This is a genomic window from Empedobacter sp. UBA5924, assembly GCF_002431085.1.
Taxonomy (GTDB): Bacteria; Bacteroidota; Bacteroidia; order Flavobacteriales; family Weeksellaceae; genus Empedobacter; species Empedobacter falsenii_B.
The window spans coordinates 20,360-39,638 of the sequence record NZ_DJDM01000026.1 but is presented as its reverse complement, the minus strand read 5'-3'; the positions used below and the strand labels follow the sequence as shown (position 1 = coordinate 39,638).

The window sequence follows — 19,279 nt, the reverse complement described above, 5'->3', positions numbered from 1 at the left end:
TTTTGAGTTTAATAATAATTTACAATTTTTAACAAATGTAGCTTAACTTACACCGCAAAATTCAGGGGGATATCCAGTAGCATAAGTAGCAATTGTCCATCTCAAGTTTTTCAAATCGAGAATATTAACGTGCATTGCGCCTGCAAAAAGCAGAAAATTAAGCATTGCGCCCATCAATATTTCATTGAAGTCTAAACTATTAAAGAGTTGAAACATGTCTTTTGTAGCATCAGGAAAATAGCTATCTCCCAATAAACGGATAGCGATAGATACTAACATGGCGATAATCATAATTCCAATTGTTCCAGGTAATTTTAGGAATCGAAGGTTTGCATAAGAAAATAATGCAGCAAGAACAATTAGAACCGAAAAAGAATAATATAGTTCCATTGGTATTGATTGATTAAAATTTGGAAAAAGTTACAAAAAAAGAGCCACTATAAAGTGGCTCTTTCTATATTAATTTGATTTTTTTATCAAAATTAGTTTTTTGGAGCTTGCCCAATTAAATCCATAAATTGATCTAACTTAGGTAAGATAATAATTTGTGTACGACGGTTTTTAGATTTTCCTTCCGCAGTAGCATTTGTAGTTAATGGGTTATATTCTCCACGTCCACCAGCTGTTAAACGTTTACCATCAACACCGTATTGGTTTTGTAATGCTTGTACAACAGAAGATGCACGTAAAGCAGATAAATCCCAGTTGTTACGGATGTTTGGTTTAGAAATTGGCACATTATCTGTGTTACCTTCAATCAATACATCGTAATCTTTATAATCGTTGATGATTTTCGCAATTTTACTTAAAGTTTCTCCTGCAGCAGGTGAAATTTCGTAGCTACCAGATTTGTACAACATGTTATCAGCTAACGAGATGTAAACAACACCTTTTAATACTTTAACATCAACATCTTTTGCTTCATTGCTAGATAAAGAACGCGTTAAGTTGTTTGTTAAAACCATATTCAAACTATCCGATTTGCTTTTCGCATCGATCAAATGTTTGATGTATTTGTTAGACTGATTGATTTCGTTCACTAATTCAGAAACGTTTTTAGAACCACCATTAATACAATTTTTCAATTGTTCTTGTAATTGTTTAATTTGATTTCTTTCACTCTGAACTGTGTTTTCATACTGACCTTGGTTAGATTCAAAATTAGCTAATTTAGCTTTCGCTACAGCCAATTCTGTTTGACATCCTTGGTTCTCAGAATAAGCAGAATTGAATTTATTTTGTAATTCATCATACTTTTTCTGACTAACACAACTAAATAAAGTTGAAGCAGCGATAACCGCTACTGGCAAAATTGAAACTTTCATAATTATTTTTTTTATTTCAGTTATACGAATATATGTTATTATTTTTTATTGCGAGTATATATTCTGCAAAAACCATGCTGTAAAAATATAAAACTCCTACAATCATTTGGTTGTAGGAGTTTTAACCTTAATATTTTATTTCTATTGTATTAATCCTGAGGAATATATAAAACCTGACCTGGATAAATCTTATCTTCGTGTTTTAACATTGGTTTGTTTGCTTCGAAAATTTTTGGATACTGCATTGGATCTCCATAAACTTCTTTTGCAATTTTAGATAAAGAATCTCCACTTTTTACAGTATACATTGTCTTAGATAAATCTGGAATCTCAATTCTCAAAGGTGTTTTCAATGTTAATTGATCTTCTACTCCTTCCACTCCATCAATGTTACCTGCTGTTGCTAAAATTTTTTGTTTCTCGTTGATGTCCAACGCTTGTCCAGCTACTACAATTTTATCTCCATCAGTAGAAAAAGTTACTCCTGACAAATCAAATCCTTGCTTTGCAACTTGTTCTTGTACTTTACCTGCTTTTTCTTCTGGTGTTTCTGCACCTCCGAAGACTTTCTCTCCGGCATTTTTGATAAATGAAAATAATCCCATAACGAGTTGATTTTAATAATATTTATTTGTTGATATTTAGTAAATATATAATTTCTCTAACAATTATCGTGCAATTGATGAATATTTCTTTTTTAAATTTTCGGTAATCGAGAGTTGTTGTTGAATTTGACTTGTTAATTGATTAATTTTTGCATCCAAAACTTTATCGTTCTCTTCGGCAATTTGTATTTTTCCGCTCAATGTTACTACTTGATCTTCTATCGATCGCAAAGAATTTTCTGTTTTTATCTTTTTCTTCATCAAACCATCAGTTACTTTATCATTCGATTCTCTTTCCAATTGATTCACCACCAAATCTAACTTATCGCCCAAAGCTTGCTTTTTACTTTCTAATTTCAATAAGGTGTTATTATCTTTTAGATATGATTTGATCGAGTTTCCTTTTTTCAATTGTGCATCAGCGTTTTCTTTTGTCAATCGAATCATATTTTCGTTCGCTAACCTCAACTCATTTCGTACACAACCTTGCTTCGTTTTTGTTGCTAAATCTTGCAATTGAGCATAAATTTTATCAAACTCTGCCGAATTACTATTAAATGTCATTCCATTTTGATCCGTTAATGTATTAATCACAGTCGTTTTTCCATTTTCTTCATCAACCAAACTAATCACAAATTTATACACATCTTGCGAATTTTTGAACTTGATATTACTCGCTTCATGTCTTTTCAAAAAAGCAGAAGAACCTTCTTTGTTCGTTACCCAATTTTCCCACGATTTCACAATCAAATTCTGCGCACAATTATCCGTAGAAAAAGCAAAAGATTTCAGTTCTTGTCCGTTCATTTCGTACTCAACTTCAAACAATCCTTCATCAGATTGTGCATTAACATAAGCTGATGTTAACAAAGTTGTAATGGCTAAAAGTAATAGTTTCATCAAGTTGATAGTTTAAATTTATGTTCACAATTATTTATCCAATTTACAAAATATCGGAGTTTAAGAAAAGATGTTGTACAGATTTTTTAGAATCATTAATTTTAACCAGAAATTAATCAAACCGCATGCAAACAAAAATTTTATTAATCTATACAGGAGGAACAATCGGAATGGCGAAAGATTATGGCGACCAATCCTTGAAACCTTTCAATTTTGATAATTTGTTAAAACAAATTCCAGAGTTAGGTCTTCTAGATTGTTCTTTCGATTATCATAGTTTCGATACGCCTATAGATTCGTCTGATATGAAACCTAAATATTGGATAGAAATTGCCGAAACCATTCAACAAAACTACGAAAACTATGATGGTTTTGTTGTTTTGCACGGAACAGATACAATGGCGTATACAGCTTCTGCAATGAGTTTTATGATTGATAACCTCGAGAAACCTGTCATTTTCACTGGTTCACAATTACCAATTGGAGATTTGCGCACAGATGCGAAAGAAAACTTAATTACTTCGATTCAATTGGCTTCGTTACGTAAAAATGACAAACCAATTATCAAGGAAGTTTGTGTGTATTTTGAATATAAATTGTTTCGTGCGAATAGAACAACTAAGATTAATGCAGAAAACTTTGATGCTTTCGAGTCGCCGAATTATCCAGTAATTGGAGTTTCCGGTGTTCATCTGGAAGTGAAAGAAGATTTATTGTTAAAAAATGTTGTTACGGATAAACTTTCGATCAACAAAAATCTAAATGCTGATGTTGGTGTCTTGAAGATTTTCCCTGGAATGAATCGTTCTTTTATCGAAAGTGTTTTAAACGCTCCGAACATGAAAGCTTTTATTATTGAGGCTTTCGGAACAGGAAATATTTTTACCGATAGTTGGTTTATTGAATTGCTGGAAGAAGTAACGAATAAAGGAGTTCATCTTATCATCAACACGCAATGTGCTGGCGGAATGGTAGAACTTGGACGTTATGCTACAAGTGATGCGTTACTAAATATGGGCGCAATTTCGAGTTATGATTTGACAATGGAAGCTGCAATTACCAAAGCCATTTATTTATTAGGTCAAAACCTTTCGAAAGAAGAATTCAAAACGCAATACGAAGCAAACTTGAAAGGTGAACTTCGCCATCATTTTTACAATGATTAAATCAAAATAATATAAAACGAAAAAAATCTCTACTTGGTAGAGATTTTTTTATGTTCTAAATTTTATTTCTTCCCCGACATTGAAGCGCCATCAGATTCTCTTAATTTGAAAAAGATGTAAGTTGATAAAATTGTCATCACGCCCATCGTCAAAAATGAATAACGAAAAGCTTGTACTTCCACTCCATTTACAAATCCTGCTTGTCTAAAAACACCTAAAATTAATGCAGCTACAGAAATTCCAAATGTTAGTGATAATTGTTGTGTAACCGATAATAAACTATTCCCTTCGCTGGATGTATTTTCGTCCAAATCTGCTAAAGACAAGGTATTCATCGCCGTAAATTGAATTGAACTAAAAAATCCATTCAAAACCATTAACGGAATGATATAATAAATTGGTGATTTCGATTCTAAAAAGAAAAACATACAAATGATTAATCCTAAAGTTATTGTATTGGAAATCAACATATTTCGATAACCAAATTTATTCACAATTGGCACAACAAACGATTTTGCAATAATGTTACTTGTTGCAGATGGAATCATAATTAATCCCGCTACAGTAGCCGAATATCCATAACCAACTTGCAATAAAAGCGGAATAAGAAAAGGTATTCCTCCAATTCCTAATCGTGTAATAAGATTTCCTATAATACCAATTCGCAAAGTTCTAATGTTAAACAAATTCAAATCGATTAAAGGATGTTGTTTATGTTTTGCATGATAAATATACAAACCAATCAAAAAGGCAGAAACTACAGTCAATGCCAATACAGTTTGCAGGCCAATCACACGAGAAGATGTCAATTCCATAATCAATGTTAAGACAGTAACTCCTCCACTAAAAAGAATCAAACCTCTGATATCAAATTTAAAAACTGGATGTTTAAAATCGGGGATCGCAAAAGTTGTCATCCAAAGTGCAATAATTCCGAATGGAATATTCACGATGAAAATCCAATGCCATGATAAAGTTTCAACCAAAATACCTCCAATTGTTGGTCCTAAAAGTGGTCCTATTAACCCTGGTATGGTGATAAAATTAATTACTTTTAATAATTCACTTTTTGGATAAGCATATAAAATTGCTAAACGTACAACAGGAACCATCATCGATCCTCCAATCGCTTGTATAACGCGTGAAATGACTAAAAAAGGTAAAGTTGTGGCAAATGCGCAAAGTGTGGATCCAAGTGTAAAAATCAGTATAGCAGATTGAAAAACTTTTTTCGTTCCGTATTTATCCGAAAGCCAACCACTCAAAGGAATTAACAAAGCGATTGTTAACGTATACGCAACAATAATCGACTGAATTTCTAAAGGCGATTTTCCTAATTCTTTTGCAATTGTAGGTAAAGATGTATTTAAAATTGTAGCGTCCAAAGCTTGCATAAAAATTGCCATCGCACCAAGCCATGGCAAAAACTTCAACATTTTTGGACTTAAAATATGATCTGAATTCATTGAAATTCCTACAGCAAATTCTATTCCTATTTTAACATTTCGGAAAATCATTGAAAAAGATTAAATTTGAACTATGTTTCTCAACGCGCATACACATCATTTAGTTCATCAAACAGATGTTTTGGAATTGTATAATCAGTTTCCAAATGAGTTGAATAATGAAGCAAAATTGTTTTCGATTGGGATTCATCCAGCTTACATCAATACCTCATCAATAGAGGAAGAAATCGAAATTATCAATCAAACTATTTCGAATAAAAACTGTTTGGCGATTGGTGAAATTGGATTGGATAAATTGTGCGAAACAGATTTTGAATTACAAATCAATGTTTTTGAAAAACAATTAGAAATTGCGATGCAACATCAACTTCCAGTCATTATACATTCGGTTCGTGCTTATCAAGAAATTTTACAGATTCGAAAACAAATGAAATTGACGATTCCGTTTATTTTTCATGGTTTCAATAAGAATGAACAGTTACTCAATCAAATTATTGCGCAAAATTGTTTTGCATCTTTTGGTAAAAATCTTCTATCAAACAAAAACTTACAAATTATATTTGCAAATCTTTCTGCGAATCAATTCTTTTTAGAAAATGATGCAAGCGAAATTTCTATTGAAGAAATTTATACTTTTGCAGCGGATTTGAGAAAAATTACAATCGAGGAATTACAACTTCAACAAGCGAAAAATTGGAAAGCAATTTTCGGTTACGAAGTTCAATCATAATTAAAATACATTTCAATGGCAGTTTGGCAAGAAAGAGCTGAATTATTATTCAAAGAAGAAGGTTTAGAAATCCTAAAAAATTCGAACATTTTAGTTGTTGGTTTAGGTGGTGTTGGCTCTTTTGCCGCAGAATTTATCGCACGCGCAGGAGTTGGAAAAATGACAATTGTTGATGGTGATACTGTTGATATTACAAATATTAATCGACAATTACCTGCTTTACACTCAACTGTTGGAATGAACAAAGTAGACATCGTTGGCGATCGTTTAATGGACATTAATCCTGAATTAGAATTAACGCGTATCAACGAATTTTTGAGTCCAGAACGTACACACGAAATCGTCACACCAGATTTTGATTATGTGTTAGATTGCATCGATTCTGTTACACCAAAAATTAATTTGATTTTAGCTGCAAAACGCAAAAAAATTAAAGTAATCAGCAATATGGGCGCTGGAGGAAAATATTTGGTAAGCAAAGTACAAGTGCGTGATATTAGCAAAACAGATGTTTGTCCTTTGGCAAAAAATGTTAGAAAACGATTAAAAAAAGAAGGAATTAATAAAGGTGTAAAAGCTGTTTTTTCGACAGAAGTTCCTGATGAATCTTCGGTTAAATTAACGGATGGAAAAAATTATAAAAAATCGTTTTACGGAACTAATTCGTGGATGCCTGGTTTATTCGGATTGCATGCGGCAGAAACGGTGATTCGACATTTATTAAAAAAAGATAAATAATTAAGTACTTTCTTAAAGATTTAATTAATTTAGTTGCGAATTAACAAAGAGACGAAAAAAATGAAAATCAATTACGATTATATCACATACGAGGATGTTTTGAGAGCGCGTCAATTTATGTACGAGCAAGCGTTGGAACAGAATGCGACTAATTCGTTGTTGAATACTGCGAGAGATTTATTTGGAAACAGCAATTTCGAGATGTGTATCAAAATTTGTGAAGGTTTATTGGATGCAAAAGACCCAAAACAATTGTACGATGCAAAGAAATTAATTGCGTTATCATATTATAGTTTACAAGATTTTGAGAATGCGGATAATGCATTTTTCGATATCGCTCAAAACTCTGATAATTCGGACGATTGGTTTAACGTTGTGATTTCTGCAGCTTTAAATAAAAATATCGAACGTAGTAAAGAATCTTTTGGAATTGCATTAGAAAAATACACGAAATTTGGTCATCAACGTAATATGCCTTCAGTACAATTGATGTTGCATTACATGATTACGTTAGAAACTGTAAAAGAATACGTTTTAGCCTTGGAACAATGTAGAATGTTGGTACAAGTTTATGCTAAATTGAAAAAAACAGACGAAAAATTCTTAAGTTCTCGTGGTTTAGAACAAATCGAAAACTTTTTGGAAACTGCAAAACCAGTTTTGAAAAAAGCGAAAAAGAAAGAATTAACTGAAATCAAAAAAGAATTGGTTGAAGCTTTAGATGCAAACGGCGTAGAAAAAGTAGAAGCTTTTTTCGCTGAGTTTTAAGCTAACTATTTTTACAAGAAATAAAAAAATCCACTTCTGTTGAAGTGGATTTTTTGTTTGGATAAATATTGTAAATTAGAGGAAACACTGATTTGAATGAAATACTTTTTTACTTTCATATTTTTAATCTCAACTTTTACGTTTGGTTGTAGTTGTGGAGAATTTCCATCTGTTAAAAATTCATTTGATGAATTTGATGAAATTATAATAGGAAAAGTCATTAAAATTGATACAACTCTTTATGATTATTCTTCAAATCCTGTTTTTGCTTATACATTTGAAATCGAGAAAAATTTCAAAAAAAATATAGATATTACAAATAAAAAACAAAAATATTATACAACTATTTACACACCTGCCTCATCAATGTTTGGAGGTTGCGGAAGTAACTTCGAATTAAATGAAACCTATTTAATTTATGGATTTATCACAGATTTTAGCATCTATACAAATATTTGTACAAGAACTTCTGATTTAAAATTTGTTGAACAATCTGAATTAGAAGAATTAGAAAAACTTAGTAAAGAATATCTGAAAAAAAACACTCTTAATATTCCGCCTCCTCCAAATTCAAGTAAAGAGAATTTAATCCAAAAAGAGTTTGAATTGTATAAATTATCAGCCGAAAAAAGAAATAAATATTATTGGATAGGTTTAAGTCTTTTAGGATTTTTATTGACTATTAGTATATTTTTCAATTTTAGAAAAAGAAAATAAATTTAGATTCCTCCTTTCATCGGAATGACATTTACTCAATTGTCATTTAGAACGAAGCGAAGTAGAGAATCTATCTTTAGTTTATCATAAAATGATGTGATCCTAAAACAAGTTCAGGATGACTTAGAAAGACAAAAAAGCTAATTTTCTTAATCTATATTTAATCAAATATTTCTTCGTGATTATTTCAAAATAAATAATCTTTTTATAGATTTATCATCACTAAGAATTAACACATGAGTCACGGAAAACTAAGAGAAGATCATAATTGCCAAAATTGTGGACATTACGTAGAAGAACATTATTGCACACATTGCGGACAAGAAAATGTAGAAACACGTCAACCGTTTCACTTTTTATTTACTCACTTTATCGAAGATTTTGTTCATTACGATGGAAGTTTTTGGCAAACAATCAAAAAACTATTTTTGAAACCTGGAGTTTTAACCAAAGAATATTTGAGTGGTAAACGAAATAGTTCTGTTAATCCTGTTAAAATGTACATTTTTGTCAGTTTTGTAACGTTTTTCCTTATTTCTATATTTCCTTCTCATAAAACTGAATATAATGATAGTTCCAATGAACCTATATCAATAGAAAATACTGAAAAAATTCAAAAAGCACTTAATGCTACAATAGACACTTTACAGAACAAAGGATTGACAACTGTCGAGCAAAGTGCAAAAATAAAATCTGAAGTTGAAAAAAATAAAAATGCAAACTCTTTAGAAGATTTGAACGAGGAATCTATTGAAAACTTGCAATCTAAAGTAAAAAATAACGTTCCAATATTATCTCCCTTTATTGAAAAATACCAAGAGTTGAGAAAAAGAAAGGTTTCTGATGAACAATTAGGAGAAGCTATTGTTGAGAAATCTTTGCATGTCATTCCGAAAGTTTTGTTTGTATACATGCCTTTGTTTGCTTTCTTCTTATGGATTTTTTACAACAAAAAGAAATGGTGGTATTTTGATCACGGAATTTTTACACTGCATTATTTTACGGTAATTCTTTTATCAATTTTGGTAATTTTTCTTTTGAATAAACTTTCAAATTATATTGATAGTAATGCTGTATCAGCCATAATAGCTTTAATTAATACATTGATTGTTTTATATATTATTGTTTACTTTTTCCTTGCGTTGAAAAAACTCTATAACCAAGGATTTATCATTACAACAATTAAAGGTGCTATACTTTTAGGAATTAATACGTTTATTTTCTCAATAATTGTTATTGGAATTATTGTGTATTCATTTCTTCATGTTTAATCAAGATTATTAGGCAATCACGTATGATGTGTTCCTGAAACAAGTTCAGGATGACTTAAATTGAACTCGTTTCAGCTTCGCATTAAATTTAGATTCCTTCTTTTGTCGGAATGACAAATTCAAAAAAATAACATAAAAAAAGCCTCGCAAATGCGAGGCTTTCTAACTTCTAATATCTAGATTCTAATTTCTATTTATTACGGTATTCGTTCCAAGTTTTGATTTTTAAATCATCCATCGATAATTTTGTAAATGCATTAATGAAAGCCGAAGCTAAACGTGCATTTGTTACCAACGGAATATTGAAATCTACAGCTGTACGACGAATTTGATAATCGTTGTCTAATTCCGCTTTTGTTAAGTTTTTCGGAATATTAATCACCATATCAATTTTCTTGTCATGTAAATAAGACATTACATTTGGCTCTTTTTTATCAGATGGCCAGTAAACAAGCGTAGAATACACATCATTTTCTGTAAAGAATTTGTGCGTTCCTTCTGTTGCATAAATTTTGTAACCTTTTGCGATTAATTGTTTCGCAGGCTCTAATAAAGCAACTTTAGAAGCAATTGGTCCCCCAGAAATTAAAATGGTTTTCTCAGGAATTTCATATCCAACAGATAACATTGATTTTAATAAAGCTTCTTCTGCTGTATCACCGATACACCCTACTTCTCCTGTCGAAGACATGTCAACTGATAAAACTGGGTCAGCTCCTGCTAAACGTGTAAATGAGAACTGAGAAGCTTTCACTCCTACATAATCTAAATCGTAAACGATTTCTGAATGTCCTTTTTCTACTTCTAATCCTAATAAAACTTTTGTTGCTTTTTCGATTAAATTATTTCCTGCAACTTTCGATACGAATGGAAACGAACGAGAAGCACGAATATTAGTTTCGATAACACGAACTGTATTATTTTTTGATAAGAACTGAATGTTCATCGGTCCAGAAATTTCGAAACGTTTTGCAATTTTCGCTGCAACTTTGCGCATTTGACGAATTGTTTCGATGTACACTTTTTGTGGTGGATAATACATTGTTGCATCTCCTGAGTGAACTCCCGCAAATTCTACGTGTTCAGAAACTGCGTAATCTACAATTTCTCCATTTTGACAAACTGCATCCAACTCAATTTCTTTTGCTCCTTGTACGAATTCTGAAACTACAACTGGATAATCAGGAGAAACTTCTTTCGCTAATTTCAAGAAAGCATCTAGCTCATGTGTATTCGAAACTACGTTCATCGCAGCTCCAGATAAGACATAAGAAGGACGAATTAACACTGGGAAATTAACTTCTTCCACAAATTTGTGAATCGCTTCTAAAGAAGAAAGCTCTTTCCAACGTGGTTGATCGATTCCTAATTCATCTAATATTTCTGAGAATTTGTGACGATTTTCTGCATCATCAATTCTTAAAGGAGAAGTTCCTAAAATATTAATTGATTGATCGTACAATTTCATCGCTAAGTTATTCGGAATTTGACCTCCTGTCGAAATAATTGTTCCTTTAGGTTGTTCAAAATCTAAAATATCCATTACACGTTCAAAAGACAATTCTTCGAAGTATAAACGATCTGACTCATCATAATCTGTCGAAACCGTTTCTGGATTATAGTTGATGATAATTGTTTTGTAACCATTTTTTGATGCTGTATGCGCTGCATTTACAGAACACCAGTCAAACTCTACAGACGAACCAATACGATAAACTCCAGATCCTAAAATACAAACTGCTTTCTCAGTTTCTGGCTCCAAATCATTTTCAGTTCCGTGATAGGTTACATATAAATAATTTGTTTGTGCTGGGAATTCTGCTGCTAACGTATCAATTTGTTTTACAACAGGTTTAATTCCGAAGTTTTTACGTAATTCACGAACTGTTAATTCGTTTCTGTGTACGTTTTGATCTCCTTTTACTAAAACTGCAATTTGTTGATCCGAGAATCCTAATAATTTTGCACGTTTTACTAAATCTGCTTCAACTTGTTCAAATCTTTCTAATGCTTCAAATTCTTTTGATACATTAAAAATTCTTTCTAAACGTTGTAAAAACCATAAATCGATTTTTGTTAAATCGTGAATTTTTTCAATCGAATATCCCGCTTTGAAAGCTTCAGTAATCGCGTATAAACGCTCGTCATTTGGCTCAGCTAACCACGTATCCAAAGATTCACCTTCTGGAATCTTAAATCCGTTTGCTACGAAACCTCTGTGTCCGATGTCTAACATACGAACTCCTTTCTGAATTGCTTCTTCGAAAGAACGTCCAACAGCCATAACTTCTCCAACAGATTTCATTGCAGAACCAATGTTACGACGAACACCGTAGAATTTATTTAAATCCCAACGAGGCAATTTCACTACACAATAATCTAACGCAGGTTCGAACATCGCAGATGTCGTTTGCGTTACACTATTTTTCAACTCATCTAAAGAATAACCTAAAGCTAATTTAGCAGCCACGAAAGCTAAAGGATAACCTGTTGCTTTTGACGCCAAAGCTGACGAACGAGATAAGCGAGCGTTAACTTCGATTACACGATATTCTTCTGAAACAGTATCGAAAGCATATTGAATGTTACATTCTCCAACTACACCAAGATGGCGAATTGTGCGAATGGCAACTTCACGTAATTTATGATATTCTGAATTTGATAAAGTTTGAGAAGGTGCAATAACGATTGACTCTCCAGTATGAACTCCAATCGGATCGAAGTTCTCCATGTTACAAACTGTGATACAGTTATCGTAAGAATCACGAACTACTTCGTACTCAATTTCTTTCCATCCTTTTAATGACTCTTCCACTAAAACTTGAGAAGAATAATTGAATGCTTTTTCAACTAAATCTAATAATTCTTCTTCGTTATTTGCGAAACCAGAACCTAAACCTCCTAAAGCGTACGCCGCACGAATGATTAATGGGAAACCGATGCGTTTACCAGCTGCCATTGCGTCTTCTACAGTTTCTACTGCTTCTGAACGAGCAGTTAAAACACCAATTTGGTCTAATTTTTCGATGAAAATATCACGATCTTCCGTTGCTTCAATTACTGGAATTTGAGTTCCTAAAACCTCAACACCATATTTCTCGAATATATTTTCTTTATTTAATTCAACCGCACAGTTTAAAGCTGTTTGTCCTCCAAAGGCAACTAAAACTCCGTCTGGTTTTTCTTTTTTAATGACTTCTTCCACAAAGTAAGGCGTTACAGGTAAGAAGTAAACTTCGTCTGCAATTCCTTCAGAAGTTTGAACAGTTGCAATATTTGGATTAATTAAAACTGTTTTAATTCCTTCTTCTTTTAACGCTTTTAACGCTTGCGAACCAGAATAATCAAACTCACCAGCTTGACCAATTTTTAATGCTCCTGATCCTAATACTAATACTTTTTTAATATCTTTTTTTAACATCGTGATTCTGATTATGCGTTAGCGTTTTTATATTTTTTTACTTCTTCGATGAACTCATCAAATAAATATTCTGTATCAACTGGTCCTCCCATTGCTTCTGGGTGGAATTGAACTGTAAAAATTGGTTTTGATTCGTGACGAATTCCTTCACATGTTCCATCATTTAAGTTCGTAAAGAATGTTTTAAATCCTTCTGGTAATTTCGAATCATCTACTGCGAAACCGTGGTTTTGAGATGTAATGAAACATCTTTTTGTTCCTACTAATTGTACAGGTTGATTGTGCGAACGGTGTCCGTATTTTAATTTAAAAGTAGATGCACCAGCTGCTAAACTTACCAATTGATTTCCTAAACAAATTCCGAAAATTGGTTTATCTCCTTTCAAAGATTCTTTGATATTATTAATTGTAGGAACACATAAAGCTGGATCACCAGGTCCATTCGAGATAAATAATCCATCATATTCTAATGTTGAATAATCATAATCCCAAGGAACTCGAATTACCTCAACATCACGATTTACAAAACAACGGATGATGTTATTTTTCACTCCACAATCAATCAAAACAATTTTAATATCAGCACCTTCGTTGTAACGAATCACTTCTTTACAAGAAACTTGATCTACTAAATTATCTTCATTTGGATCATAGTATGCGACATCTGTATCAGCAACAATTTTTCCTAAAGTAGAACCTTGCTCACGTAATTTTTTTGTAATCATACGTGTATCAACACCATAAATACCAGGAATGTTTTGACTTTCTAACCAAACTCCTAATTTTTGAATAGCGTTCCAATGCGAATAATCATCAGCATAATAAGAAACAACCAATCCAGTTACTTGAATTTGGTTCGATTCCATCCAAGCTTCAATTTCATTAATCATTGCTTTATCATCTGGAACACCATAGTTTCCGATCATTGGAGCTGTCATCACCATAATCTGCCCTTTGTAAGAAGGGTCAGTCAAACTTTCATTATATCCAACCAAAGCTGTGTTGAATACTACTTCTCCTGCGGCAGAAGTATACGCACCGAAAGATTTTCCTTCGATTTCTAATCCGTCTTGGAATACTAATTTTACTGTCTTATCCATTGATGATAATGTTAATTTCAGTTTCTAAAGCTGATATGAATTTATCTATGTATTGTTTTGTTACTGTTAAAGGTGGTAATAAACGAATAACGTTTGTACCTGCGTAGCCTACAAAAATATTGTGTTTTGTAACTAAGTTATTTTTTAATTCGCCGATTGGGAAATCAAACTCGATTCCAATCATTGATCCTCGACCACGAACTTCTTTAATTTTTGGAAATTTATTTAATTGGATTCCAACATATTCTCCAATTTCTTTTGCATTTTCGATTAAGTTTTCTTGCTCAATCACATCTAAAACGGCTACCGCTGCAGCACAAGCTAAATGATTTCCTCCAAAAGTTGTTCCTAATAATCCGTAAGAAGCTTTAAATTCTGGAGAGATTAAAACTCCTCCGATTGGAAATCCATTCCCCATTCCTTTTGCCATCGTAATCAAATCTGCTTTGATACCAGAATGTTGATGTGCAAAGAATTTCCCTGAGCGTCCGTAACCACATTGAATTTCATCTGCAATTAAAACCACTCCATTTTCTGTACAAACTTTTCTTAATTCTTGTACAAACTCGTCAGAAGGTAAAATGATTCCTCCAACTCCTTGAATTGGTTCGTAAATTACCGCTGCAACATCTCCTCCAGCAATTACTTCTTTCACTTCATCAATGTTATATTCTACGAAAGATACTTTGTGATGAGAATTAAATGGAGCTACAATTTTTGGATTATCTGTTAGCGCAACTGTTCCTGAAGTTCGTCCATGAAACGCATCTTTGAACGCAATTACACGGTCTTTTCCTGTGTGAAAAGAGGCTAGTTTTACTGCATTTTCATTAGCTTCTGCTCCAGAGTTAATCAAGAATAAAGTATAATCTTCGTAACCTGATGCTTTACCTAATTTTTCTGCCAATTCTTGTTGAATCGGAATATTTACTGAGTTTGAATAAAACCCGATATTATTAATTTGTTCTGTTAATTTCTCAACATAATATGGATGCGAGTGACCGATAGAAATCACTGCGTGACCTCCATAAAGGTCCAAATATTCTTTTCCGTTTTCGTCCCAAAGAATACAATCTTTAGCTTTAACCGGAGTTACATTCATTAATGGATATACGTCAAATAGTTTCATTTAATAAGTTTTAAGTGATGAGTTTTGAGTAATGAGTTAAGCTATTGTTCTAATTTTATTTATTAATCCAATTAGCATTGCTTTAATTTCATTACACTCATCTGTTAATTTTGAATATTCTTCAATATTTATATAATTCAAATCTTTAGCTAGCAAAATAAAATATGTGACTTCATTCAAAGAGCCTAAAGAAATATTTAAAAATTGAGCAAAGTCTTTATTTGAGTTTCTTCCACAACCTTCTGCAATATTTGCTGGTATAGAAGATGATGCTCTTTTAATTTGAGAAATTAATCCAAATTGTTCTTCTTTTGGAAATTGATTTACAATTTTATATAAATCTAAAACCAAGAGATGTGAACGATTCCAAACTTGTAATTTTCTATAATCTTGCATACTCAAAACTTATAACTCAATACTCACAACTTTTTAAAACGCCACCGTTTTAAGATTAAGTCCTAAGTTTTCTTCCCAACCGAACATCAAGTTCATGTTTTCTACGGCTTGTCCAGAAGCTCCTTTTGTTAGATTATCGATGATAGAAGTGATTAACAATACATCGTCTTGTTTCTGGATATGTAAAAAACATTTGTTGGTATTTACGACTTGTTTCAATGCAATTGGTGCGTCAGAAACATGTGTAAAAGGTTCGTTTTTGTAATATTCGTTGAAGATATTTTTTGCTTCTTCTTCTGATAAATCAGATTTTAAATAAACACCTGCTAAAATTCCGCGCGCAAAATCTCCTCGCATTGGTAAGAAATATACTTTGTTATTGAAATCTTTTTCTAATTGATTCAATGTTTGGTAAATTTCTCCTTCGTGTTGATGCGTAAATTCTTTGTAGAAAGAAACGTTATTGTTTCGCCAACTAAAGTGCGTAGAAGCTGATAAACTTTGTCCAGCACCTGTAGAACCCGTTACAGCATTGATATGAATATCATTTTTGATTTCATTTTTCGCTGCCAATGGTAACAATGCTAATTGAATAGCTGTTGCAAAACAACCTGGATTTGCAATATTTTGAGCTGTTTTGATTGCTTCGCGATCTAATTCTGGTAAACCGTAAACAAACGTTCTATCTTCGAAAATGTGGTTCGCATTTAATCGAAAATCGTTACTCAAATCAATAATTTTTGTGTTGGCTGAGTATTTATTGTTCTGTAAAAACTCTGCCGATTTTCCGTGACCAAGGCATAAAAAAACGACATCAGCATTTTCGTCTATTTTATCCGAAAATAAGATGTCAGTTTCTCCAAACAAATCGTCGTGCACTTTGGTAACGGGGTTGCCTGCATTTGATGTACTGTACACAGACGAAATATTAACCATCGGATGATGTATCAATATTCTTAGCAGTTCGCCTGCTGTGTAGCCAGCACCTCCTACAATGCTTACGTTAATTTTGTTTGTCATTTGTTATGTTTTGCGCGTGTTTTTTTAAGGTATAATACCTATACTATATTTCTAAAATAAAGTGGGCTCGTTGGAATCCACTTTAAAGAATCAATTAATCGAAACTATGAACAATCTTTAATTGATTACCGAATATTTTGATGAAACCTCTTGCATCTCTACTGTCCCAAGCTTCGTTTTCTTCTCCATAAGTAGCGACTTTAGATTGCATCATATCATAAGGCGATTCTATTCCAATCATTGAGAAATGATAAGGATTTAATTGTACTTTCACTTTTCCTGTTACATGATTTTGAGAAGATTCTAAGAATGCTTCAATATCACGCATTACTGGATCCAAGTATTGTGCTTCGTGCAATAAGGTTCCGTACCAGTTTGATAACGAATCTTTGTGCAACAATTGCCATCTTGTAAGTGTATGTTTTTCTAATAAGTGGTGTGCTTTGATTAGTAAATAAGCTGCTGGCGCTTCGAAACCTACACGTCCTTTGATACCTAAAATTGTATCTCCTACGTGGATGTCGCGACCAATTGCGTATTCACCACCGATTTCGTTTAATTTTTGAATTAAAGCTACTGGAGATAATTTTTCTCCATCTAAAGCAGTTGGAATACCTTTCTCAAATTCAATTTCGATAACAGATGATTCTGTTCTTGATAATTGTGTTGGATAAGCATCTTCTGGCAACGCTTGGTTAGATGTTAATGTTTCAACTCCACCAACAGATGTTCCCCAAATTCCTCTGTTAATAGAGTATTTAGCTTTTTCCCAACTATAGTTTACACCATTTGCTTGTAAATATTCAACCTCTTGTTGACGAGATAATTTTTCGTCGCGAATTGGTGTAATGATTTTAGATTGTGGTGAGATAACTGCAAAAGCAACATCAAAACGAATTTGATCATTTCCTGCTCCTGTAGATCCATGTACAATGTATTCTGCATCTACATCTTTTGCATACTGAGCAATTGCAATTGACTGAAACATTCGTTCTGCACTTACTGATAATGGGTAAGTGTTATTTTTCAAGATGTTTCCGTAGATTAAGTAGCGAACACAATCGTTGTAATATTTGTCTGTAATATCAATTGTAACGTGTTTAGAAGATCCTAATTCGTAGGCACGTTCTTCGATATCTTTTAACTCTTCTGCCGAAAATCCACCAGTATTTACAATTACTGTATGCACTTCCATTCCTTGATCTTTTGTTAAGTTAACCAAACAGTACGATGTATCTAAACCTCCACTGTAAGCTAAAACTGCTTTGTTGCTCATTATTTGTTTATTTGTTTATATTGGGAATAATTCTTCTTAATTCATTGGTAACCTCTTCACGACTACTCTCTTCTTTCATTACGATTAATACCGTATCGTCTCCAGCAATTGTTCCAATTATTGTATTGAAATGTGTGTTGTCAATCTCAAAAGCGATTCTGTTTGCATAACCTGGTTTTGTTTTGATAACTCCCAAATTTTTAGAGAAAATCAAACTTGCATTTTCGTTATGTGTAACGGTTGCCGTTGGAACAGCACTTTCTGTAAGGCGATAAATGTATTGTCCCGAACTATTAGGAACTTTTGAAACTTTCAATTCGCGCAAATCTCTCGATAAAGTTGCTTGAGTAACTGTGATCTCTAAATCAATTAATTTTTTTAATAATTCGTCTTGATTACTTATTTCTTGATCTGTTATTAAATCTTTTATAATCTGGAATCTGTATTTTTTATTACTCATTTTGAATATTTATTCGAAATTTTATGCAAATATACTCATTTTAGACAAAAAAAAACCTTAGTTCGTATATTTATTCATTTTCTTTTTTTGATTGATTTGCCAATGCACGCTTAGCGTACTCGTCATCAAGGTTATCATAAACCAATCCCGTGCAAATACAACGCTCGCGATCATTTTCCATCAAGATGTGATAGTTTTTACAACTTTTACATCCATTCCAAAATTCATCCGATTGTGTTAATTCCGAAAATGTTACTGGCTTGTATCCTAATTTTGTGTTCATACGCATTACAGCTAAAGAAGTTGTAATACTAAAGATTTTTGATTTCGGGAATTTTGTACGTGACAATTCAAAAACAGCGTGTTTTATTTCGCGTCCAATTCCTGAACTCCTTAAATCTGTACGAACAATTAAACCTGAGTTTACGACGAATTTTTCTTCTTCGTACGTTTCTATGTAGCTAAACCCTGCTATTTGATCATCATCATCAAAAGCAATCACAGCATTTCCATTACGCATTTTGCGTTCAAGATAAACTGGATTTCGTTTAGCAATACCCGTTTTTCTCATACGAGCTGATTCTTCGTACCATTCGCACAACAATTCTGTGTACTTGGCATCATCTGCATTTGCTATTCTAACATACATAATTTAAGGGAAAGTCGATTAATAAAGAGGAATTGAAAAAAGATGACCTTTTGTCATCACACTTAAGTAAAATATGAGAACCAAAAGGTGCGCTTTCATTACGAAAGCCACTCTCATAATTGAGAAGAACAATTTCAGTAAT

At 32.5% G+C, this 19,279-nt stretch carries 18 protein-coding genes and 1 pseudogene; 6 read left to right on the top strand and 13 right to left on the bottom strand.

What is annotated here, in order from left to right:
- Nucleotides 1-75: 75 nt before the first annotated feature.
- The 4 genes and pseudogenes from B3792_RS07295 to B3792_RS07280 form a co-directional block, all read right to left on the bottom strand.
- Nucleotides 76-390: pseudogene (locus B3792_RS07295) on the bottom strand (sodium:proton antiporter); the annotation flags it as partial.
- 92 nt (nucleotides 391-482) lie between these two features.
- Nucleotides 483-1,325, bottom strand: a complete 843-nt coding sequence (locus B3792_RS07290) for an OmpA/MotB family protein (RefSeq protein ID WP_181816279.1) — start codon at nucleotides 1,323-1,325, stop codon at nucleotides 483-485.
- Nucleotides 1,326-1,474: 149 nt separating this feature from the next.
- Entirely contained in the window at nucleotides 1,475-1,930 is a 456-nt protein-coding gene (lysM, locus tag B3792_RS07285) for a peptidoglycan-binding protein LysM (RefSeq protein ID WP_219034954.1), read from the bottom strand.
- Nucleotides 1,931-1,993: 63 nt separating this feature from the next.
- A complete protein-coding gene (locus tag B3792_RS07280; protein WP_291069230.1) occupies nucleotides 1,994-2,830 on the bottom strand; it encodes a hypothetical protein in 837 nt (278 codons plus the stop codon).
- A gap of 125 nt (nucleotides 2,831-2,955) precedes the next feature.
- Here B3792_RS07280 and B3792_RS07275 point away from each other — a divergent pair, with 125 nt between their 5' ends.
- A complete protein-coding gene (locus B3792_RS07275) occupies nucleotides 2,956-3,996 on the top strand; it encodes an asparaginase (protein ID WP_180905964.1) in 1,041 nt (346 codons plus the stop codon).
- A gap of 62 nt (nucleotides 3,997-4,058) precedes the next feature.
- On the opposite strand, the gene mdtD is transcribed toward B3792_RS07275, so the two are convergent.
- On the bottom strand, nucleotides 4,059-5,462 hold the full coding sequence (gene mdtD / locus B3792_RS07270) for a multidrug transporter subunit MdtD (RefSeq protein ID WP_219034956.1): 1,404 nt from the start codon (nucleotides 5,460-5,462) through the stop codon (nucleotides 4,059-4,061).
- Between the two features lie 73 nt (nucleotides 5,463-5,535).
- Here mdtD and B3792_RS07265 point away from each other — a divergent pair, with 73 nt between their 5' ends.
- From B3792_RS07265 to B3792_RS07245, 5 genes are all read left to right on the top strand, one after another.
- Nucleotides 5,536-6,192 carry a TatD family hydrolase gene (locus B3792_RS07265; protein ID WP_291069228.1) on the top strand — a complete coding sequence of 219 codons (657 nt, stop codon included), beginning with the start codon at nucleotides 5,536-5,538 and terminating at the stop codon, nucleotides 6,190-6,192.
- A gap of 15 nt (nucleotides 6,193-6,207) precedes the next feature.
- Entirely contained in the window at nucleotides 6,208-6,930 is a 723-nt protein-coding gene (locus B3792_RS07260; protein ID WP_291069226.1) for a tRNA threonylcarbamoyladenosine dehydratase, read from the top strand.
- A gap of 60 nt (nucleotides 6,931-6,990) precedes the next feature.
- The gene (locus B3792_RS07255; protein ID WP_125350289.1) at nucleotides 6,991-7,698 is read left to right on the top strand and encodes a hypothetical protein; all 708 of its coding nucleotides are present in this window, start codon (nucleotides 6,991-6,993) and stop codon (nucleotides 7,696-7,698) included.
- A 96-nt stretch (nucleotides 7,699-7,794) separates the two neighbouring features.
- Entirely contained in the window at nucleotides 7,795-8,415 is a 621-nt protein-coding gene (locus B3792_RS07250) for a hypothetical protein (RefSeq protein WP_038336845.1), read from the top strand.
- Nucleotides 8,416-8,651: 236 nt separating this feature from the next.
- On the top strand, nucleotides 8,652-9,686 hold the full coding sequence (locus tag B3792_RS07245) for a DUF3667 domain-containing protein (protein ID WP_180905962.1): 1,035 nt from the start codon (nucleotides 8,652-8,654) through the stop codon (nucleotides 9,684-9,686).
- 190 nt (nucleotides 9,687-9,876) lie between these two features.
- Here B3792_RS07245 and carB read toward each other — a convergent pair whose 3' ends face one another.
- The 8 genes from carB to B3792_RS07205 form a co-directional block, all read right to left on the bottom strand.
- Nucleotides 9,877-13,107: a carbamoyl-phosphate synthase (glutamine-hydrolyzing) large subunit gene (gene carB, locus B3792_RS07240; protein WP_291069223.1), complete on the bottom strand. Its 3,231-nt coding sequence runs from the start codon at nucleotides 13,105-13,107 to the stop codon at nucleotides 9,877-9,879.
- An 11-nt stretch (nucleotides 13,108-13,118) separates the two neighbouring features.
- A complete protein-coding gene (gene carA / locus B3792_RS07235) occupies nucleotides 13,119-14,207 on the bottom strand; it encodes a glutamine-hydrolyzing carbamoyl-phosphate synthase small subunit (protein WP_114999100.1) in 1,089 nt (362 codons plus the stop codon).
- Nucleotides 14,200-15,336, bottom strand: a complete 1,137-nt coding sequence (locus B3792_RS07230; protein WP_280050113.1) for an aspartate aminotransferase family protein — start codon at nucleotides 15,334-15,336, stop codon at nucleotides 14,200-14,202. The genes carA and B3792_RS07230 overlap by 8 nt, the downstream gene beginning before the upstream one ends.
- Before the next feature lie 36 nt (nucleotides 15,337-15,372).
- Nucleotides 15,373-15,732, bottom strand: coding sequence for a four helix bundle protein (locus B3792_RS07225; protein WP_219034924.1), 360 nt, complete (start codon nucleotides 15,730-15,732; stop codon nucleotides 15,373-15,375).
- A gap of 33 nt (nucleotides 15,733-15,765) precedes the next feature.
- On the bottom strand, nucleotides 15,766-16,752 hold the full coding sequence (gene argC, locus B3792_RS07220) for an N-acetyl-gamma-glutamyl-phosphate reductase (RefSeq protein ID WP_291046819.1): 987 nt from the start codon (nucleotides 16,750-16,752) through the stop codon (nucleotides 15,766-15,768).
- Between the two features lie 94 nt (nucleotides 16,753-16,846).
- On the bottom strand, nucleotides 16,847-18,028 hold the full coding sequence (gene argG / locus B3792_RS07215) for an argininosuccinate synthase (protein WP_291046818.1): 1,182 nt from the start codon (nucleotides 18,026-18,028) through the stop codon (nucleotides 16,847-16,849).
- A 7-nt stretch (nucleotides 18,029-18,035) separates the two neighbouring features.
- Nucleotides 18,036-18,488, bottom strand: a complete 453-nt coding sequence (locus B3792_RS07210) for an arginine repressor (protein ID WP_221854616.1) — start codon at nucleotides 18,486-18,488, stop codon at nucleotides 18,036-18,038.
- Between the two features lie 70 nt (nucleotides 18,489-18,558).
- The gene (locus B3792_RS07205; RefSeq protein ID WP_219034927.1) at nucleotides 18,559-19,137 is read right to left on the bottom strand and encodes a GNAT family N-acetyltransferase; all 579 of its coding nucleotides are present in this window, start codon (nucleotides 19,135-19,137) and stop codon (nucleotides 18,559-18,561) included.
- Between the last annotated feature and the right edge of the window lie 142 nt (nucleotides 19,138-19,279).

Bases quoted from the DNA above. Each gene is read 5' to 3' on its own strand.
- B3792_RS07290 (WP_181816279.1), bottom strand. From the start codon at position 1,325: ATGAAAGTTTCAATTTTGCCAGTAGCGGTTATCGCTGCTTCAACTTTA.
- carA (WP_114999100.1), bottom strand. From the start codon at position 14,207: ATGGATAAGACAGTAAAATTAGTATTCCAAGACGGATTAGAAATCGAA.
- B3792_RS07205 (WP_219034927.1), bottom strand. From the start codon at position 19,137: ATGTATGTTAGAATAGCAAATGCAGATGATGCCAAGTACACAGAATTG.
- lysM (WP_219034954.1), bottom strand. From the start codon at position 1,930: ATGGGATTATTTTCATTTATCAAAAATGCCGGAGAGAAAGTCTTCGGA.
- B3792_RS07255 (WP_125350289.1), top strand. From the start codon at position 6,991: ATGAAAATCAATTACGATTATATCACATACGAGGATGTTTTGAGAGCG.
- B3792_RS07260 (WP_291069226.1), top strand. From the start codon at position 6,208: ATGGCAGTTTGGCAAGAAAGAGCTGAATTATTATTCAAAGAAGAAGGT.
- argG (WP_291046818.1), bottom strand. From the start codon at position 18,028: ATGAGCAACAAAGCAGTTTTAGCTTACAGTGGAGGTTTAGATACATCG.
- B3792_RS07280 (WP_291069230.1), bottom strand. From the start codon at position 2,830: ATGAAACTATTACTTTTAGCCATTACAACTTTGTTAACATCAGCTTAT.
- argC (WP_291046819.1), bottom strand. From the start codon at position 16,752: ATGACAAACAAAATTAACGTAAGCATTGTAGGAGGTGCTGGCTACACA.
- carB (WP_291069223.1), bottom strand. From the start codon at position 13,107: ATGTTAAAAAAAGATATTAAAAAAGTATTAGTATTAGGATCAGGAGCA.
- B3792_RS07225 (WP_219034924.1), bottom strand. From the start codon at position 15,732: ATGCAAGATTATAGAAAATTACAAGTTTGGAATCGTTCACATCTCTTG.
- B3792_RS07230 (WP_280050113.1), bottom strand. From the start codon at position 15,336: ATGAAACTATTTGACGTATATCCATTAATGAATGTAACTCCGGTTAAA.
- B3792_RS07275 (WP_180905964.1), top strand. From the start codon at position 2,956: ATGCAAACAAAAATTTTATTAATCTATACAGGAGGAACAATCGGAATG.
- B3792_RS07245 (WP_180905962.1), top strand. From the start codon at position 8,652: ATGAGTCACGGAAAACTAAGAGAAGATCATAATTGCCAAAATTGTGGA.
- B3792_RS07265 (WP_291069228.1), top strand. From the start codon at position 5,536: ATGTTTCTCAACGCGCATACACATCATTTAGTTCATCAAACAGATGTT.
- B3792_RS07210 (WP_221854616.1), bottom strand. From the start codon at position 18,488: ATGAGTAATAAAAAATACAGATTCCAGATTATAAAAGATTTAATAACA.
- B3792_RS07250 (WP_038336845.1), top strand. From the start codon at position 7,795: ATGAAATACTTTTTTACTTTCATATTTTTAATCTCAACTTTTACGTTT.
- mdtD (WP_219034956.1), bottom strand. From the start codon at position 5,462: ATGAATTCAGATCATATTTTAAGTCCAAAAATGTTGAAGTTTTTGCCA.